The sequence below is a fragment of the Mesotoga sp. H07pep.5.4 genome (assembly GCF_003664935.1).
GTDB classification, from domain to species: Bacteria; Thermotogota; Thermotogae; order Petrotogales; family Kosmotogaceae; genus Mesotoga; species Mesotoga prima.
The window spans coordinates 240912-256531 of record NZ_JFHM01000004.1 but is presented as its reverse complement, the minus strand read 5'-3'; the positions used below and the strand labels follow the sequence as shown (position 1 = coordinate 256531).

At 43.8% G+C, this 15620-nt stretch carries 13 protein-coding genes and 1 pseudogene; 4 read left to right on the top strand and 10 right to left on the bottom strand.

Annotation, left to right across the window (positions count from 1 at the left end):
* The first annotated feature begins 377 nt into the window (after positions 1 to 377).
* Together Y696_RS02475 and Y696_RS02465 are read left to right on the top strand one after the other, a co-directional pair.
* Positions 378 to 1577 (top strand): pyridoxal phosphate-dependent aminotransferase, encoded by a 1200-nt coding sequence (locus Y696_RS02475; RefSeq protein WP_014730282.1) that lies wholly within the window; start codon positions 378 to 380, stop codon positions 1575 to 1577.
* Positions 1578 to 1883: 306 nt separating this feature from the next.
* On the top strand, positions 1884 to 3107 hold the full coding sequence (locus Y696_RS02465) for a 6-phosphofructokinase (protein ID WP_121509747.1): 1224 nt from the start codon (positions 1884 to 1886) through the stop codon (positions 3105 to 3107).
* A 42-nt stretch (positions 3108 to 3149) separates the two neighbouring features.
* Here the strand turns inward: Y696_RS02465 and Y696_RS02460 are convergent, their stop codons facing one another.
* The 7 genes and pseudogenes from Y696_RS02460 to Y696_RS14230 form a co-directional block, all read right to left on the bottom strand.
* Positions 3150 to 4385 (bottom strand): glycosyltransferase, encoded by a 1236-nt coding sequence (locus Y696_RS02460; protein WP_121509746.1) that lies wholly within the window; start codon positions 4383 to 4385, stop codon positions 3150 to 3152.
* A 75-nt stretch (positions 4386 to 4460) separates the two neighbouring features.
* Positions 4461 to 5729 (bottom strand): ABC transporter substrate-binding protein, encoded by a 1269-nt coding sequence (locus tag Y696_RS02455; RefSeq protein ID WP_121509745.1) that lies wholly within the window; start codon positions 5727 to 5729, stop codon positions 4461 to 4463.
* Positions 5730 to 5852: 123 nt separating this feature from the next.
* Positions 5853 to 6719: a carbohydrate ABC transporter permease gene (locus Y696_RS02450; RefSeq protein ID WP_014730278.1), complete on the bottom strand. Its 867-nt coding sequence runs from the start codon at positions 6717 to 6719 to the stop codon at positions 5853 to 5855.
* Complete coding sequence (locus Y696_RS02445) at positions 6716 to 7792, bottom strand: carbohydrate ABC transporter permease (RefSeq protein ID WP_121509744.1); 1077 nt, start codon at positions 7790 to 7792, stop codon at positions 6716 to 6718. The genes Y696_RS02450 and Y696_RS02445 overlap by 4 nt, the downstream gene beginning before the upstream one ends.
* Before the next feature lie 26 nt (positions 7793 to 7818).
* Positions 7819 to 8808 carry a LacI family DNA-binding transcriptional regulator gene (locus Y696_RS02440; protein WP_099771896.1) on the bottom strand — a complete coding sequence of 330 codons (990 nt, stop codon included), beginning with the start codon at positions 8806 to 8808 and terminating at the stop codon, positions 7819 to 7821.
* 273 nt (positions 8809 to 9081) lie between these two features.
* Complete coding sequence (locus tag Y696_RS02435) at positions 9082 to 9942, bottom strand: DegV family protein (protein WP_259459830.1); 861 nt, start codon at positions 9940 to 9942, stop codon at positions 9082 to 9084.
* Positions 9923 to 10879, bottom strand: a pseudogene (locus tag Y696_RS14230) (fumarylacetoacetate hydrolase family protein). Before Y696_RS14230 ends, Y696_RS02435 begins: the two are co-directional and overlap by 20 nt.
* Positions 10880 to 11097: 218 nt before the next feature.
* Between Y696_RS14230 and Y696_RS02420 the strand changes: the two are divergent.
* Positions 11098 to 11487 (top strand): DUF3783 domain-containing protein, encoded by a 390-nt coding sequence (locus Y696_RS02420; protein WP_121509740.1) that lies wholly within the window; start codon positions 11098 to 11100, stop codon positions 11485 to 11487.
* Positions 11480 to 12322, top strand: a complete 843-nt coding sequence (locus Y696_RS02415) for an N-acetyltransferase (protein ID WP_014730273.1) — start codon at positions 11480 to 11482, stop codon at positions 12320 to 12322. The genes Y696_RS02420 and Y696_RS02415 overlap by 8 nt, the downstream gene beginning before the upstream one ends.
* 6 nt (positions 12323 to 12328) lie before the next feature.
* On the opposite strand, the gene Y696_RS02410 is transcribed toward Y696_RS02415, so the two are convergent.
* The 3 genes from Y696_RS02410 to fba form a co-directional block, all read right to left on the bottom strand.
* Complete coding sequence (locus tag Y696_RS02410; protein ID WP_121509739.1) at positions 12329 to 13336, bottom strand: cyclic nucleotide-binding domain-containing protein; 1008 nt, start codon at positions 13334 to 13336, stop codon at positions 12329 to 12331.
* Positions 13337 to 13421: 85 nt separating this feature from the next.
* Positions 13422 to 14651 (bottom strand): acetate kinase, encoded by a 1230-nt coding sequence (locus Y696_RS02405; RefSeq protein ID WP_121509738.1) that lies wholly within the window; start codon positions 14649 to 14651, stop codon positions 13422 to 13424.
* 13 nt (positions 14652 to 14664) lie between these two features.
* Positions 14665 to 15609, bottom strand: a complete 945-nt coding sequence (gene fba, locus Y696_RS02400; protein WP_121509737.1) for a class II fructose-1,6-bisphosphate aldolase — start codon at positions 15607 to 15609, stop codon at positions 14665 to 14667.
* Positions 15610 to 15620: the final 11 nt, after the last annotated feature.

The following is a 15620-nucleotide window of genomic DNA, read 5'->3' as shown; positions in this document are numbered from 1 at the left end:
TAGGGCTGAACTACTATGCTATAATCTAAGTACAAACAGCGGGGGAAGAAAATGAATACAGGAGGTATGGATATGATTGAGAAAGAACTCAAGAAAATCGAATCAGACGAGCAGAATGTGCTTGAACTTGAGACAGATAGAACCCTTAATCTGCTTGAGGTGACTTTCGAGGACAGAGGAAATTGAGTCACGTGCTATTTCCCTGGAAGTAAGCTTCTTTACTACTATCGTGAAGGCTGCGTGCGCAGCCTTTTTTTGTCGGACTATGAGACCAGCACATCAACTTAACACCTTAAAATGGCCTAACTCTGCTCTTCATACCAACAAATAGTTATTGTATAATAACAATGAAAAGTTATCATTTTAGGAGGTAAAACATGAAAATATCGCAACGCGGGATTTTTATGCCATCTTCTCCAATACGGAAATTAGTGCCTTTTGCACAGAAGGCTAAGGATAGAGGTGTGAAGGTATATCATCTCAATATTGGGCAGCCTGATATTCAAACTCCAAAAGTATTCTTTGATTATGTAAACAAGCTTTCCGATTCCGTGGTCTCTTACTCGCCATCAGATGGAATAAAAGAGCTTAAGGAGGCTTTTTCAAAGTATTTTAGATCTTGGGAAATCGATGTTTCCGCGGATGAGCTTCTTGTAACTTCGGGCGGCAGCGAGGCAATTCTCTTCGCTCTAGCGGCTGTAGCTGATCCTGGCGATGAGATTATGTTGATCGAACCTTTCTACGCCAATTACATAGGCTTCGCCAACATGCTGGGACTCAAAGTTAGGGCCGCTACCTCGAGAATATCAAACGGTTATAGATTGCCCGATGACGAAGAATTATCCAAAGCCTTGACCGCAAGAACTAAAGCAATTCTCTTTTCAAATCCTTCTAATCCCACAGGAGTAGTTTACACAGAGGACGAGTTACGTAGACTCATAGAGTTTGCAAGAAGAAATGATCTATACGTTATCTGTGATGAAGTGTATCGAGAAATGGTCTTTGACGGCATAAAACCTTCCTCAATCATGACGATAGATTCAGGACAAGACATAATTATCGTTGACAGCATTTCAAAGAGATTCAGTAGCTGTGGCGCAAGAATTGGGTGTGTGGCAACAAAGAACAACGAGGTTTACAGAACTATGATGAAATTTGCCCAGGCGAGGCTATCTCCTCCGACTATTGCTCAGCTCGGAACCATTGGTCTCCTTACACTGGGCAAGGAATACACAGATTCAGTGAGAAGGGAGTATGAGCTCAGAAGAGATGTGGTCTTTGAAGAGCTTAGCAAAATCGATGGAATAGAAATGCAGAAACCCTCCGGCGCTTTCTATATCTCGGTTAAGCTTCCCGTTGAAAACGCCGAAGAATTCGTAACATGGATGCTTACAGACTTTTCTTACGATGGGAGCACAGTAATGGTTGCTCCACTAGAGGGATTTTACTCAAGTGAAGGTGTAGGTAGGAAGGAAGTTCGAATCGCCTATGTTCTTTCTTCAGAAAAGATGAAGATTGCTATTGAAGTACTGGCTCTTGGTCTCAAGGAATTTAACCGCTCATTTGCCACAGTCTAATAGAACACCTCAAATCCAAATTTAATGGTCTCTTCCGAAGATACAAAGAGGCGGGGTGAGTTGTGGAGCGCTTCTCCTCGAGGTTTGTTATTGACTCAAGACAGTTGTTCATTGCTGATTGCGAAAATCATCATTGAGATAGACATCGGAAGTGAAGTTTCCCGTTCTAAACATCTGATACAAGAACTCGGCACGGTCTCTTCTATCGGAACCTTCAAGCTGAGATTGCTGCTAGAGAGTCAGTTCCTTCACTCAGATTTCACTGTCTGATATCATTTATGTAAGTGAGGGAGGTGAACCACTGTAATGAAGAATGCTGTTTACGCTCAGTCCGGGGGCGTTACATCTGTAATCAACGCATCTGCTTACGGAACACTGGTTGCGGCTCTTGAAAGCAAAGAAATCGATAGAGTCTTCGCCGGAATAAATGGAGTAAAGGGGATTCTAAATGAGGATCTTTACGACTTAACTGAAGAAGCAAGAAGTGAGATAGACAGAATTCCTTACACTCCAGGTGCAGTCTTCGGTTCTTGTAGAACGAAGATTGACAGTGATGAAGATTTCGAGAAGCTATTTAAAGTCTTCGATGCGCACTCGATCCGATATTTCTTCTATAACGGTGGCAATGACTCAATGGATACTGCTCACAAAATAAGCAAAAAGGCTAAAGAGATCGGTTATGAACTGCAAGTCGTTGGAATTCCAAAAACAGTGGACAACGATCTTCTTGAAACTGACCACTGCCCCGGTTATGGATCGGCCGCAAGATTCACCGCAATATCGATAATGGAGGCGACCAGAGACCTGAAATCAATGTACAGTGATTCAACAAAGGTCTTTATTATGGAATCTATGGGACGTAATTCGGGATGGCTTGCCGCATCTGGTTCACTTGCAAGCACAGACAGGTTTCACGGTCCTCAAATCATCCTCCTTCCTGAGGTTCCCTTTATGGAGGACTCTTTTATCGCAAAAGTCGAAGAAGTTGTGAAGAAGGAAGGATACTGCTCAATAGTTGCCTCAGAGGCTCTCAAAAGGCCTGATGGTTCATTCATATCAACTGCCGGCTATTACGACGCATTTGGAAATGTTCAATTAGGAAAGATAGGTCAGTACCTTGAGAAGATAATTAGAGACGCTTTGAAGTGCAAAGTTCACGTGGCTTTACCTGATTACCTTCAGAGATCATCGAGGCACGTTGCAAGCTTGATCGATTGGCAAGAAGCAGTTGAAGTAGGAGCACTTGCCGTTAGAGAGGCCATAAGAGGAGAAAACGGGGTCATGATTTCCATAAATAGATTGAGAAGCAAACCCTATCTTAAAGAATACACTACGGTCGCTCTTGAGCTCACTGCAAATGGTACAAAAGATCTCCCGGTCGAATTCATCTCCGAAGACGGATTCTATGTTACTGACGAGTTCAGGTCTTATGCACTTCCACTGATACAGGGTGAGGCACCTAATCTCTACCTGAACGGTCTACCAATGTATGAAAACCTCCAGAAAATAAGAGCTAGAAAACTCTTATAAAAATCGGAAACCCCGGCCCTTAACACAAGGACGGGAATTCCCCTATCTCGTCAAATCGCGGAAAAGCTCGAGATACTGTAGTAGGTGCCTGGTACAGAGAAAATGTTTCTTAACTATTTCATATCCATTTCTACCCAGCTCTTTAGCTAGATCAGGATTCTCAAGAATCCTTTTTGTGTATTCAACGGTTTCGTCCACACTCTCAACAAGATATCCATTTACACCGTGATGGACCTGAAGGGGTATTCCGCCCACATTCCCACCAATCACCGGTGTCTTTTTCCACATTGCTTCACTCATAGTCAAAGCAAAACCCTCTCGAAGTGATTTCTGAAGAACTACCTTACTAATCCTTTGAGCAGCATTTACTTCAATATCGCCAATGCCATGAAAGTTTGAAAGAACCTTTACGTCATAGTCCATTCCAATGTATCTCAGGAGATCCTCGTAAATCTTCCATCCCTCAGGGTCATCTGAAGCCATAGATCCAATTAAGAGAAGCTGAAGATCCGGAAATTTCCTCTTCAGTTGTCTATAGGCATCGACAACTCCCATTGGGTCCTTCCATGGATCGAATCTCGATACTTGAGCTATAACCGGCCTACCAGGAACAAGGCCGAGCTTCGTCATAGCTTTCTTCATTTCCTCTTCAGATAGCATTCTGTTCTTGTTGCTCAAAGGATCGATTGATGGTGGAATGTCATAAATTTTGTCGATGGCAATTCCATCTTTGGCATAACTCTTCAAAGTGAAGATCCCCGCATCGTAGTAAGACAAAAATGTATTCAAGTAATTCCAAAAAACCTCGTTGGGAGAAGAAGTATCTATGTGGCATCTCCAAACAAGCTTGCAATTTCCAAAGTTTGCAAAAGCAGGAAGCCCAACCGGTTGAGGATCATGCAACACCGCAACATCGTATTCATCGATCCCGATGTAAGCCGCATTGTCTTTCGCTACCTTTTCAAAGAGTCTTTTATCTTCTTCTGACAAGAAATCTTTCTTTCCTTGAAGAGCGTTATGCATTCTTTTCGTAAGGTCGAAGAACTGTGGGGGAGCATCGATCACTTTCCAGTCAACCTCCAGTCCGCAATCCTTCATTAACGGAACCAGTGTATGAAGGATTTCCGCAACTCCGCCACCGAAGGAAGTGGCGTTTACATGCAGAACCCTGAGACCCTTGAGCTCTCTTGAAAGCTCGATGATACTTTCAATGACTTCTTCCTCAACGAAGGGCTGATAATCCTTCAGTAGCTTCTTATTTACCTGTGTACTCCTCATCTCTCCACCTTCTTCCGCTTAGAACTGAAAATATGCTGGCTCCATATGGAGCCAGCGAATAATCGTAACTTGGTTTTAGAATCCCCAAACAACCTCAAATCCTGTCATATCTTCGAGATCGAGAGCAAGCTCTTCAAGAGCATTCCTGGCGTCAGCAGTACCAGAGAGAATACTGTGAACTGCCTTGAAGAACAGGGTAGATACTTCATTATACCGCGGAGCGGTTGCCGTTGATGGTCTTGCTACAGCATTTACAAACACGTCATACAGAGATCCGAAGAACGGATTTGCCTTTAGTACTTCGTAATCAGCGTAAAGAGCCTGGATAGTTGGATTGAATGAACCTTCTACAGCTCTCATCTTCTGCACTTCGTAACCGGCCATGAAGAGTGCAAAATCAGCTGCGACTTCCGGATTTTTGCTGTACTTGCTAACCGAAAGTTGCCATCCCCCGAGTGTAGCCGCTCCATTACCGCTCTTGCCTGCCGGAAGAGGCGAAACGTCAAACTTTCCCGCAACGGCACTGTCTTCACCTTTGCTAAGGCTGTAAGCGTATGGCCAATTTCTCATAAATGCAGCGTTTCCTGCCTGCCACACTGCTCTGGCATCCTCCTCAGCAAATGTAAGAACCCCACTCGGAGAGATAGTCCCAACCCAGCCTGCTACCTTCTCGAGGATCTCGACTGCATTTGAGTTGGCAATTGTGATTTTTTTGTCGGAACTGATGATTGTTCCTGCATCATTTGAAGCCAACCATTCAAGTGCATCACATGTTAAACCTTCGTACGCATTACCCTGCCAGACAAATCCCCAGAAGTCCGGGTTCGTCTTTCTTTCACCCTCCTGAATTATCCTGGCCGCTTCTTCAAGTTCGTCCCACGTGGCCGGTGGATTAAGCCCGTACTTCTCGAGAAGATCTGTCCTGTAATAGAGAAGCCCTGCATCTGTAAACCACGGAATAGCTACCAGTTTTCCGTCAACGGTGTTATTTTCGATAATCGCCGGGAAGTGCATAGATACTACTTTATCTGCATTGTACTCATATAGATCCACGAAATGCTGTGCAAGATCGCCCGGCCAGATTACATCCACCTGGTATACATCGATTTCCGGGCTTTTCGCCTCAAGAAACTGCAAGTACAGTCCCAGTCTGTCCTGGACCATATCAGGTGTATCAAGCACCTTAACCGTGACATCCGGATGAATCTCCATGTACATCTCCGCTGCCTTCTTGGTCAATTCAAGCTCTTGACCAACAGCGCCCGCGGCGACTGTAATAACTGTTTCGGAAACAGCTACCAACGCAAACAACGCTACCATAAGTGTCAATAGAACTTTCTTCATAAAAAACCCTCCTTCTGTAATGATCTCGTAGAAAACGACTCTTCATAGAACCTTTCAGTTAAAAGACCTTTTGGATCACCTCCCACTTTTTCAGACCACGTTCTCCTAGAATTCGGAAACTCGTCAGCCTTTAACTGCTCCCGCAGTCAATCCTTGAACTATCCTTCGCTGGAAAATGAAGACAAGAACCACTACAGGAATCGTTACAATCACTGCGCCAGCCATGATCTCCCCAAACGGGACTTGCCTCGAAACGGATCCAGTGAACAAGGAAATCGCTACCGGAATGGTTCTTGCCTCCGGAGCGATAGTCGTGAAAGTCAGGGCGAATATATACTCGTTCCAGGCGGCAATGAAGGCAAGAAGACCGGCTGTGACAAGAGCAGGGGCTGTAAGAGGCAACAAAATCTTATAGAAAGTCTGGAAAGGCGTTGCACCGTCTACCCATGCAGACTGCATTATCTCAGTGGGGAGTTCCTTGAAAAATGCAGTCAGGACCCAGGTTGTGAATGGCAAGGTAAATATCATATAAGAAAGAATCAGACTTACTCTTGCTCCCAGATTGAGGGTATTAATAACGGCATACAAACCTGAAAGGACAGTTATTTGAGGAAACATCGTGAGAGAAAGAATGAGATAAAGAGTGAGCTTCTTGCCTTTGAAACGAAGTTTACCCATCGCATAGGCTGCAAAGGAACCGACTCCCAAAGCAAGAAGCGTTGTCAAACCAGCTACTATTGTACTATTCCACAACGCTCTAACAAACGTACCGTCGTTGAAAACGGCAACATAGTTCTGAAGCGTCGGAGCAAATCTTCCATCACTATCGACTGGAATAAAGGTCGCTGGAGTCATTTGAAGTTGAGCTTCGGATTTTAGCGACGAGTTAACCGCCCAGTAAAATGGGAAAAGCATATAGAAGAATATGAATATCACCAGTATCCAGAAAGCGATCTTCCCGGTGAGCCAGATCAGTTTGTTTTTCCTCATTCTTTATCAACTCCCATAAGCCTCATGTAGATAACCGCAAAGATTCCTATGAGAAAGAAGATGATGACACCGATAGCCGAGGCAAGACCCATGTTCCTGTTTCCAATAAGCTGATAATAGTTGTAGGAGGCCATAGAGTACATCCGGTTTCCCATAAGAACCTGAAAAACGTCAAAGACTCTTAAAGCATCGAGAGTTCTAAAAATCAATGCTACAGCCAGCGTGGGTTTCAATAAAGGCAAAGTGACAGATAAGAACTGCTTCAACCTTCCAGCCCCATCTACTCTTGCTGCCTCGTAAAGCTCTCTAGGAATGAGCTGGAGACCTGCAAGAATCAAGAGCGCCATGAATGGTGTCGTCTTCCATACGTCAACAGCAATGAGAGTAGGCATCTGCAGAGCAGGCATACTTAGAAATGAAAGGTCTCCGTCTCCCCAGCCCAACTTACTCAGTACGGCGTTGAAGAGACCGGCTCTGGTCGGCTGGAGCATCCATTCCCAAATCCTTGCAGATACAACAGTGATTACCGCCCATGGAACAAGCATTGTTGCTCTCATTACACCTTTACCTTTGAAGTTGCTATTGACAACAAGCGCAACCCCTAGACCAAGAACTGTCTCGAGAAAGACCGAGATTACTGCAAAGACAAGAGTGTTCGAGATTGCCTTCATAAACTCCGGATCTCTCGCGCCCACTACATAACGACGCCCAAAAAGAGAGAACTGAAACCATTCTCTGTACCTTACTGGACTTCTAGGCAAGACTCTAATTGCCCTTTCGTAAACTGGTTTCCCAGTCTCCTCATCAATTGAAGCTTCGCCCGTTGTTTCATCAACGACTTTCGGCAGCTCCATAACAGTCAAGCCCAGTAGGCTCTTGTAGTTTTCAAATCCGATTAATTTTGGTGCTTCATCTGTTCCAGACGCAAAAACCTTATCTGTGAAGCTCGTATAGAAGACCTGAAACAACGGGTAGAACGCCACCAATGCTAAGATCAGCAAAGCGGGAATGAGCAATTTGTAAGCGGTTCTCTGTTCCTTCTGCGCTAATGATAGCTTATCTTTCCTGGCCATAACTCCTCCTCGAAAATAGATTCAGGTCAAGCCGTCTTCCTTCGTTTCAAACTCGGTAAAAACTTTACTGGTTGAACATACTGACCCGGATTCTCAATCTTCTGAATAATCAGCTCAGCCGTTTTTCTACCCATATCTTCCATTGGCTGCTCGATTGTAGTCAACCCAGCCCTTTCAGTCCAGCTCTGATTGTCATAACCTACAAGAAAGAAGTCCTTTCCCGGAATTTTCTTCATTGCAGATGCCATCTGCAAAACTTCAAGGGCAAAATTATCTGCTAATGCAAAGATCCCCGGTCTATCGTACTCAGATAGAATCGAGGCGATCCTCTCATGCGCAGTCTCAAAAAAGAAGGATGTGTAGACAAGTTTCTCCTCATTGAACTCATAACCTTTTTCTTTTAGATAACTCGTAAACCCCAGTATTCTCTTTTCGAAATTTTCAGTTGCCAAAATGGTGTTTTCCTCATCGAAAGAGATGACGAACAAATCCGTGGAACCACATTCAATAAGTAACTCAGCGGCCATTCTTCCACCCAAAACATTGTCTAGATAGACGCAGTCAAACTCGTCGGATTGTGATTCAAATAGAACAACATTGGTTCCGAAATCTATGTACTTTCTAGATAAAAACTCAATATTCATCGTACAGATAACAGCACCATCTATATTCTGAATAAGAGACGGATCGCTTCTAAGTTTCTTCAGCCTTTTATCGGAAAAAACAGGGTAAATCACCATCTCATAATTCATCTTGTCCAGATACTCATCAAACGACTTCATGACTCTCCAGTGAAATTCCGTCCTGATCTCGGGCATGAGAAAGAGAATCCTTTTGGTCTTACCCCCTGCAAGTGTTCTCGCCATCTGATTTGGCTGATACCCAAGCTTATCGATCGCTTTCATTACTTTAATTCTTGTCGTTTCTTTAACGGAACCGCCATTAAGCACTCTTGAAACGGTACCGGTTCCAACGCCCGAAAGAGATGCTACATCTTTTATTGTGGGCTTTTTCAAGAGAATACACCCTCCAGTTATCAACGATTTGGAATCGCTTCCATTATAACAAAACCGTTAATGACACCGAAATCTATGTGCACTGAGTCTGATTCTTTGAGAAGTGATTATTGAAGATTATTACTGATGAAGACGCTATTGCTCCTGATTAATGCTTTTATTTTCTGTTTACTCGGTATTACTTGTCATAAATCAACTGTTCGAGTTCTGGTTATTATTTGCCTATCTTGTCCTAACTTGCCTCTCGAAACGACCGGTGTGTTGGAACGCTTTTCAAGCAATCAGCGCACCAACGCCTATAATCCCTCTACCACCATGGACCAGTATTGCCGAAGACAGCTCTCCGGTAAGAAGTGTTTCAGATAGAGAAATGATTTTTCTCTTGGCCCATTCAACGAGCGCGAGAGTATCGCTATCGTTTCCAGAATGGTAAAGAGCTAGGCATAGAACTTTTTTTCCTTTAACAGCAACAATCAAGCGATCCACCATCTTTTCCACTGCTTTTTTCATGCCACGTGCCCTACCTGAAAGAGTAAAAATCCCACCACTGTTAATTGTCCCTATCGGCTTTACATCTAGAATTTCCCCAACCGATCCTTGAAGTTTACCAATTCTACCGCTTTGTTTCAGATACTTCAGTGTCGGTAAAACGAAATAGACGATGTTTTTTATCCCAGCTCTGCTTCTAAGGTCTGAAGCAATCACCCTGAGTGAATCCCCTCTTTCCTTCATTCTTATCGCCTTGTGAACCAGCATCGCAATGCCACCTGAAAGGGAGAGGGAATCAATTGACTCAACTTTAACCGAGTGATGTTCGCTGACAAACTGTTCACCAATCGTCTTGAAAAGGTTGTAAGTACCACTCAGACCGCTGGAGAGGTTCACCACAAGCAGCTCATCATAACCTTTTGAATACATTGCTTCGAAGGCTTCCGTTACGTCTGCCGGGCTTGGCAGTGAAGTCCTGGCAAAGTTGTAGTCCAGATAATCGGCGATTTCCGATTTGCTTATCTCGACACCTTCACGGTAGGATTTTTCACCGAGGACTACCATAATAGGGACGACGTAAACATCATCTCTTTCAGCCAATTCCACAGGAAGATCTACTACTGAGTCACAGATAATTCCTATCATGATCATTTCCCTCCTCATAAACAACTCTGTTTCTTTGAACACCGAGGTCTATCCTGCCATCTGAAGAGAATATCCTGGATTCTATTACGTCTCCATTTGCCAGGTATCTTCCACTTTTCTCCTGTTCTCTGATGAAAATCTCCCATCTTTTTGATTCGCCAAGTAATCTTCTGAGCCAAGTACGCAAGCCTTTTTTTTGACTAAGAGCCGTTCCCTTTGGTGTACCCGTAAGTATAACGTCTCCGGCCTCGAGATCGGAAAATTCGCTCAGTTCCGACAGTGTTTCCCATGGTTTGTAGATCATGTTCGAAGTTGAAGCTCTCTATTTTGTCACTCCATTTACTTTAAGCTCAACCGTTAAACTCTCCAGATACTTCATTTCATCTCTGCCAATTAGAAAGATAAAGGGTCCAAGCGGGCAGAATGATCGATAGCTCTTGCCCTTGAAGAACTGAGATTGAGGTAACTGAATGTCTCTCGCCGAAATATCGTTGCCTATTACAATTCCTCCGATGTACTCATGCATATGAGAAAACTCAACATTGATGGGCCGATCTATAGACGCCTTCATAACCAAACCGAGCTCAACTTCATAGTCGAGGAGGCGGACTCCCTTTGGCCTCACAATTGGTGAGTTTGGACCGGTAACAGAAGCCGATGATTTGTTGAAGAACATATTGTACTTCTTATCGTCTTTTCTTAGTCCTGTATCGAGGAGATGGTCGAGATAATTCTTTCCTTGACAAATGATTCTACAAGGGCTAGTAATCGGAGAGAGAACCTCTAAGTCAGAGAGATTTATCCGCTCAGTCAAGCCAAAGTTTTGTATAACATTCGGAATCCCTTCTAAAGTTTGGAAAAAGTCTCCCGTGGATTCCGCTTTGATATCGAGAGGGGTCACAAGATCCCTTTCCACAACTCCCCAGAATACTCTCATGCTGACGTCTCTAAATCTTCCAATATGCATTATCTTATCTGCCCTCCCCCTTAATTATAACCTGTTGTAGCAACCGTTGCCTCCCCAATTCCCATCCCTATGATTTCGTTGTCAGTGTCGATCTCAATGCTAATTCGTCTTTTGGGGAAAAAGACTTGCCTGCCGATTATTGGCTTAGCGTTGATAACGCTATGCTAAAATTGTGTTGAGGTGATTGAATGAGTGAAGCAGGACACAAACGTTCGATTCTCCTTTACTGTGATAGGTCTGCTTTTGATAGACTACTAGACTTATTCACCGACGTCTCGTTAATCGACTGCAAGGGGCAAGAAAACGAGATAATCGGAGAGATACTGGAAAATGGAGAAGGGGTTCGGAAAGAGAAGACAGGCAACGGAGAAGATGGCTTATGCTATGCAGTATTTGATGGCTTTAGCGATGAGTCTTTGGGAAACGCAATCGATACAATCCGTCATTATACTGGAAGAGAGTGGGTCTTTGCCACCACAACTGAATCAAATCTCAGTTGGAGAATGAATGAACTCATGATTGAACTGACTGAAGAACATAATTACTTTAGGAAAGCGAGGCAGAAGAAAGTTGAATAACAACTCTTTCCAAAGAATCCAGGAGCTTTCAAGGGTTGATGTCGTCAATATTCTGAACTTAGTCTTTTCCGACTACGTGCTCAGGATGCACTGGACTCTTGAAAGCTTTGAAAGAGACGTTAGGGAGAATAACATTTCTCTTTCGGAATCATTTGTCATGAACGTAGAGGGCATCCATACAGGAATTGTCTTGCTCAGTTTCAGAGAAAAAAGAGCCAGGATAGATCTTATGGGCGTCATTCCCGGTTTTAGAAGAGAAGGCGTAGGGTTCAAAATGGTTGACGAGGCAATTAGAATTGCTAAATGGAAAGGCTGTGATCGAATTGTCCTGGAAGTTCCCGAAAAAGACAAAAGAGCGATTGCTTTCTATGAGAAGTTTGGATTCAGACATAGACGTGAACTTATCACTTTCTTCATAAGAAGGCCCGGAATTGGCGATTTTTCGACTAAAGAATCTGATTCAGGAAAGGTAGTTGAATGCGCACTGTATGTAATGGACAAATACAAGCGAAATCCAGAATGGGAAAGAGAGCCCGCATCGTTTCATCACCTTGAGAGATACAACTTCGATACAGTAATAGATGAGCAGGGTCGAGAAATTGCTTATTGCGTATGGCAGGAGAGGGATTCAGTTTTTTATGTTAAGGACTGTGGCCCAACAAGAGCCGCTTCCTTCAAAGAGGCAATAGGCGCAATCTGCAGTATTGCGAAAAGCAAGAACCTCACACCGCTATTTCCAACAGTACCCGATAACGACCCTCTATTCGCCGAAGCGCAGGAATTCGAACCGGAGATTCTCCTTAAGCAGAGCGAGATGATTTTTAAAATCCATTGAGAAGCCTTAAGTAGCACTCGTTTGTCTAATGTATCCAAGAAGGTACTCAACCATCCTAAATCCGTCTTGGGGAGATTTGTGTATCAAATACTGAACAAGTTTGTCTCTATCGATTAGGATGTATTCCGAATTACTCTTGATTTTCAATGTAGTATCCCATTTGCTTCTTGAAAGAACCTGGATCTCGCCAATGGAGCTTGGCGATTTGATCGTAAACAGTACCGAGTTCTTGTCTCCTCTCTTTTTCAGAAGGGCTATCTCACCCTTGAGAAGAAAGAGCACGCTTCCAGCCTTTCTACCTTCTTCAAAGACGATTCTGTCTGAGTCAGCCTTTCTTATCCTACGATAATCCGCTTTTAGAATCCGGAAAAGATCCGAGCTATATCTCGGACCTTTATAAAGAAACTTGAAGCCGGATTCAAATAGACCCATGTGGCAAACGAAAAATCTCGCGATCCTTGAGATTTCATCTTCTGCGGATTCCAAAATATCCATTATTGAAGCTAGGGCATCTTCCAAAAAATCGTTAAGAAAGCAACTAAAAGCATAGAACAGCTTAACAGGTCTTGACAAAGGGGAATTCTGATACTGATCAAGGTAGCTTCTCAGAACCTCTTGAGCAGAGGGATACTCTTTTCGCTCAATCAATCTGATACCCTTTCGGTAGAGCGATTTCTCTCCGAAAAGCAAAGGAGGATACTCTTCTAGCCAACACTGCTTTTTGGCGACAAGAAATGCAGTAAACTCATCGAGATCAAAAGGCCCTTTTCCACTGCACAAACTCAGGTCTTTTTCAACATCAACAAACAGCTTCTCCAGCCTTTCCGGTCTGGAGACCAGATACTCTTTCAACTCGTCCCTGTCACCAACAAGAATTGCAGAATCACCAACGCAAAGAAGATCTCCGCTGTGCTCCCCACCAACTACCGATAATGGGTCAGCAAGATCTCCTTCCAGATAGACCTTGTCTTCAGAATCGAATCCTTTGAGGATGAGCCCGCCCGACGATACCACATAGTAGTAATCTGCTTTCTCACCCCGCCCGGCAAGTTTGGTATCACCCTCCAGAACGATTTCCTTAATGTCTCGTCATCACCTTTCACTCTTCCCACACTTTCAATTCCTTCAAACCATTCTTAACTATCCTACTGGTATCTCTAGAGATAACAAGTTCCTCATTAGTTGGGATAACGAAGACTTTTACCTTCGAATCAGTTGTGGAAATCATGGTCTCTTTTCCTCTGATTTTATTTTTCTCTACATCAATCGATATGCCAAGATAGCCGAGGTACTTGTCGATCACATTGGCTCTCAAGTAGGGACTATTCTCTCCTACGCCTGCGGTGAACACTATCGCATCGACTCCGTTCATTGCCGCCGCATAAGCGCCAATATATTTCGCCAGTCTGTATTCATATATATCATGTGCCCGTTTGCAAGTCGGCTCGTTTTTCATTGCACGTTCCTCTATATCCCTCATATCACTGAACCGCCCTTCAGTAAGCCCATACATACCGCTTTCTTTGTTCAGCAGGTCGTTTACTTCCCCAGCCGATAATCCTTCTTGCTCCTGCAAGAAAGGAACGATAGCCGGATCAATGTCGCCAGATCGCGTCCCCATGACGAGCCCCTCAAGCGGTGTGAATCCCATTGAGGTATCAACAGACCTCCCGTTCTTGACTGCCGCAACAGATGCACCGTTCCCAATATGAGCAGTTATAATTTTCAGTTCTTTGAGAGGTCTTTCCATCATGACAGCTGCTCTCTCCGCAACATATCTATGGCTAGTGCCGTGAAAACCATATTTTCTTATCTTATATTTTCTGTATAGGTCGTAAGGTATGGCGTAGAGATAAGATGATTCTGGCATCGATTGGTGGAATGCCGTATCGAAAACCCCGATGTGAGGAACAGATGGAAGAATCTTCTTCGCTGCAACAATACCCTCAATGTTGGCCGGATTGTGAAGAGGTGCAAGGAAATTGTTCGCTTCTATCTCACTTACAACTTCATCGTCTATTAAAACGGAAGATGCGAATCTCTCTCCACCGTGAACCACTCTGTGACCGACGGCCTCAATTTCGTTGATGTTTTTCACAACTCCAGTCTCTTCAGACTGAAGAACCTCAATTATTAGTTCAAGACCTTCAGTGTGATCAGCAATGTCCTTTTTGAACTCGTATTTCTTCTCGCCTTTCCTATGAGAGAGTTTTGATCCGGAAATACCTATCCTTTCAAGCAACCCTTTTGCCAACACGTTTTCACTTGCGGCATCAAGAAGCTGGTACTTAATTGAAGACGAGCCGCAATTAATTACAAGGATCTTCATTCGACACCTCCGTCTATGCTTTATTAGAACAACCTAGAAGTCTCAGCCTTTCTCTGATTACATTCTTAACCAATTCCTTGGGTGTCTTGAAGTATTTCCTCGGATCGAACTCCCCGGGATTCTTCGAAAGGAACTCTCTCAACGAAGCAATAAAAGCCATTCTTAGATCAGTATCGGTATTCACTTTGTTTATTCCAAACTTCACCGATTCAGCAAGGATTTTCCCAGGAACTCCTTTAGCTCCCTTGAAATCGGCTCCATAGGTTTCGGCAAGCTTTTTAATGTCCTCCGGAACACTTGAAGCTCCATGCAAAACGAGCGGTAGGCCTGTCAGATCCTTAACCTTCTTGAGTCTTGCAAAATCCAGTCTCGCTTCTCCCTTGAATTTGAAGGCCCCATGGCTAGTTCCAATTGCAGGCGCCAGAAAATCTACTCCCGTCTCTTCTGCAAACAGCTTTGCCTCATCCGGGTCAACCAGTGCCGCTTCATGAGATTCGACAGCAACGTTATCCTCTATTCCAACGAGTCTACCCAACTCGGCTTCGACTGATACGCCAAGACTATGGGCTATCTCCACAATTTTTTTCGTCTCTGCAACGTTTTTTTCAAACGGGAATTCGGACGCATCAATCATTACTGATGAATAGCCAGCCTGAATTGCCGCCATGATTATCTTGAAGTTTTTTCCGTGGTCAACATGCAATGAAACGGGAATATCGACATTCCTCGCATAGCTTTCGACCATCGATACGAAAAGCTTTGCTCCCAGTTTAATGTCACCATTTCCTGCATACTTAATCGCACCTTCGGAAGTTTCGATAATTACCGGAGAGTGTTCTTCCACTCCAGCATCGATGATTGCCTGCAGAAATTCAAGATTGTTGATATTCAGTGCCGGTACTGCATAGAACTCTTTATTTGCTCTTTCGAGTATTTCTTTCGTGTTTACGTAAGGCATTTTTCTCCCTC

Bases quoted from the DNA above. Each gene is read 5' to 3' on its own strand.
- Y696_RS02475 (WP_014730282.1), top strand. From the start codon at position 378: ATGAAAATATCGCAACGCGGGATTTTTATGCCATCTTCTCCAATACGG.
- Y696_RS02465 (WP_121509747.1), top strand. From the start codon at position 1,884: ATGAAGAATGCTGTTTACGCTCAGTCCGGGGGCGTTACATCTGTAATC.
- Y696_RS02460 (WP_121509746.1), bottom strand. From the start codon at position 4,385: ATGAGGAGTACACAGGTAAATAAGAAGCTACTGAAGGATTATCAGCCC.
- Y696_RS02455 (WP_121509745.1), bottom strand. From the start codon at position 5,729: ATGAAGAAAGTTCTATTGACACTTATGGTAGCGTTGTTTGCGTTGGTA.
- Y696_RS02450 (WP_014730278.1), bottom strand. From the start codon at position 6,719: ATGAGGAAAAACAAACTGATCTGGCTCACCGGGAAGATCGCTTTCTGG.
- Y696_RS02445 (WP_121509744.1), bottom strand. From the start codon at position 7,792: ATGGCCAGGAAAGATAAGCTATCATTAGCGCAGAAGGAACAGAGAACC.
- Y696_RS02435 (WP_259459830.1), bottom strand. From the start codon at position 9,942: ATGATAGGAATTATCTGTGACTCAGTAGTAGATCTTCCTGTGGAATTG.
- Y696_RS02420 (WP_121509740.1), top strand. From the start codon at position 11,098: ATGAGTGAAGCAGGACACAAACGTTCGATTCTCCTTTACTGTGATAGG.
- Y696_RS02405 (WP_121509738.1), bottom strand. From the start codon at position 14,651: ATGAAGATCCTTGTAATTAATTGCGGCTCGTCTTCAATTAAGTACCAG.
- fba (WP_121509737.1), bottom strand. From the start codon at position 15,609: ATGCCTTACGTAAACACGAAAGAAATACTCGAAAGAGCAAATAAAGAG.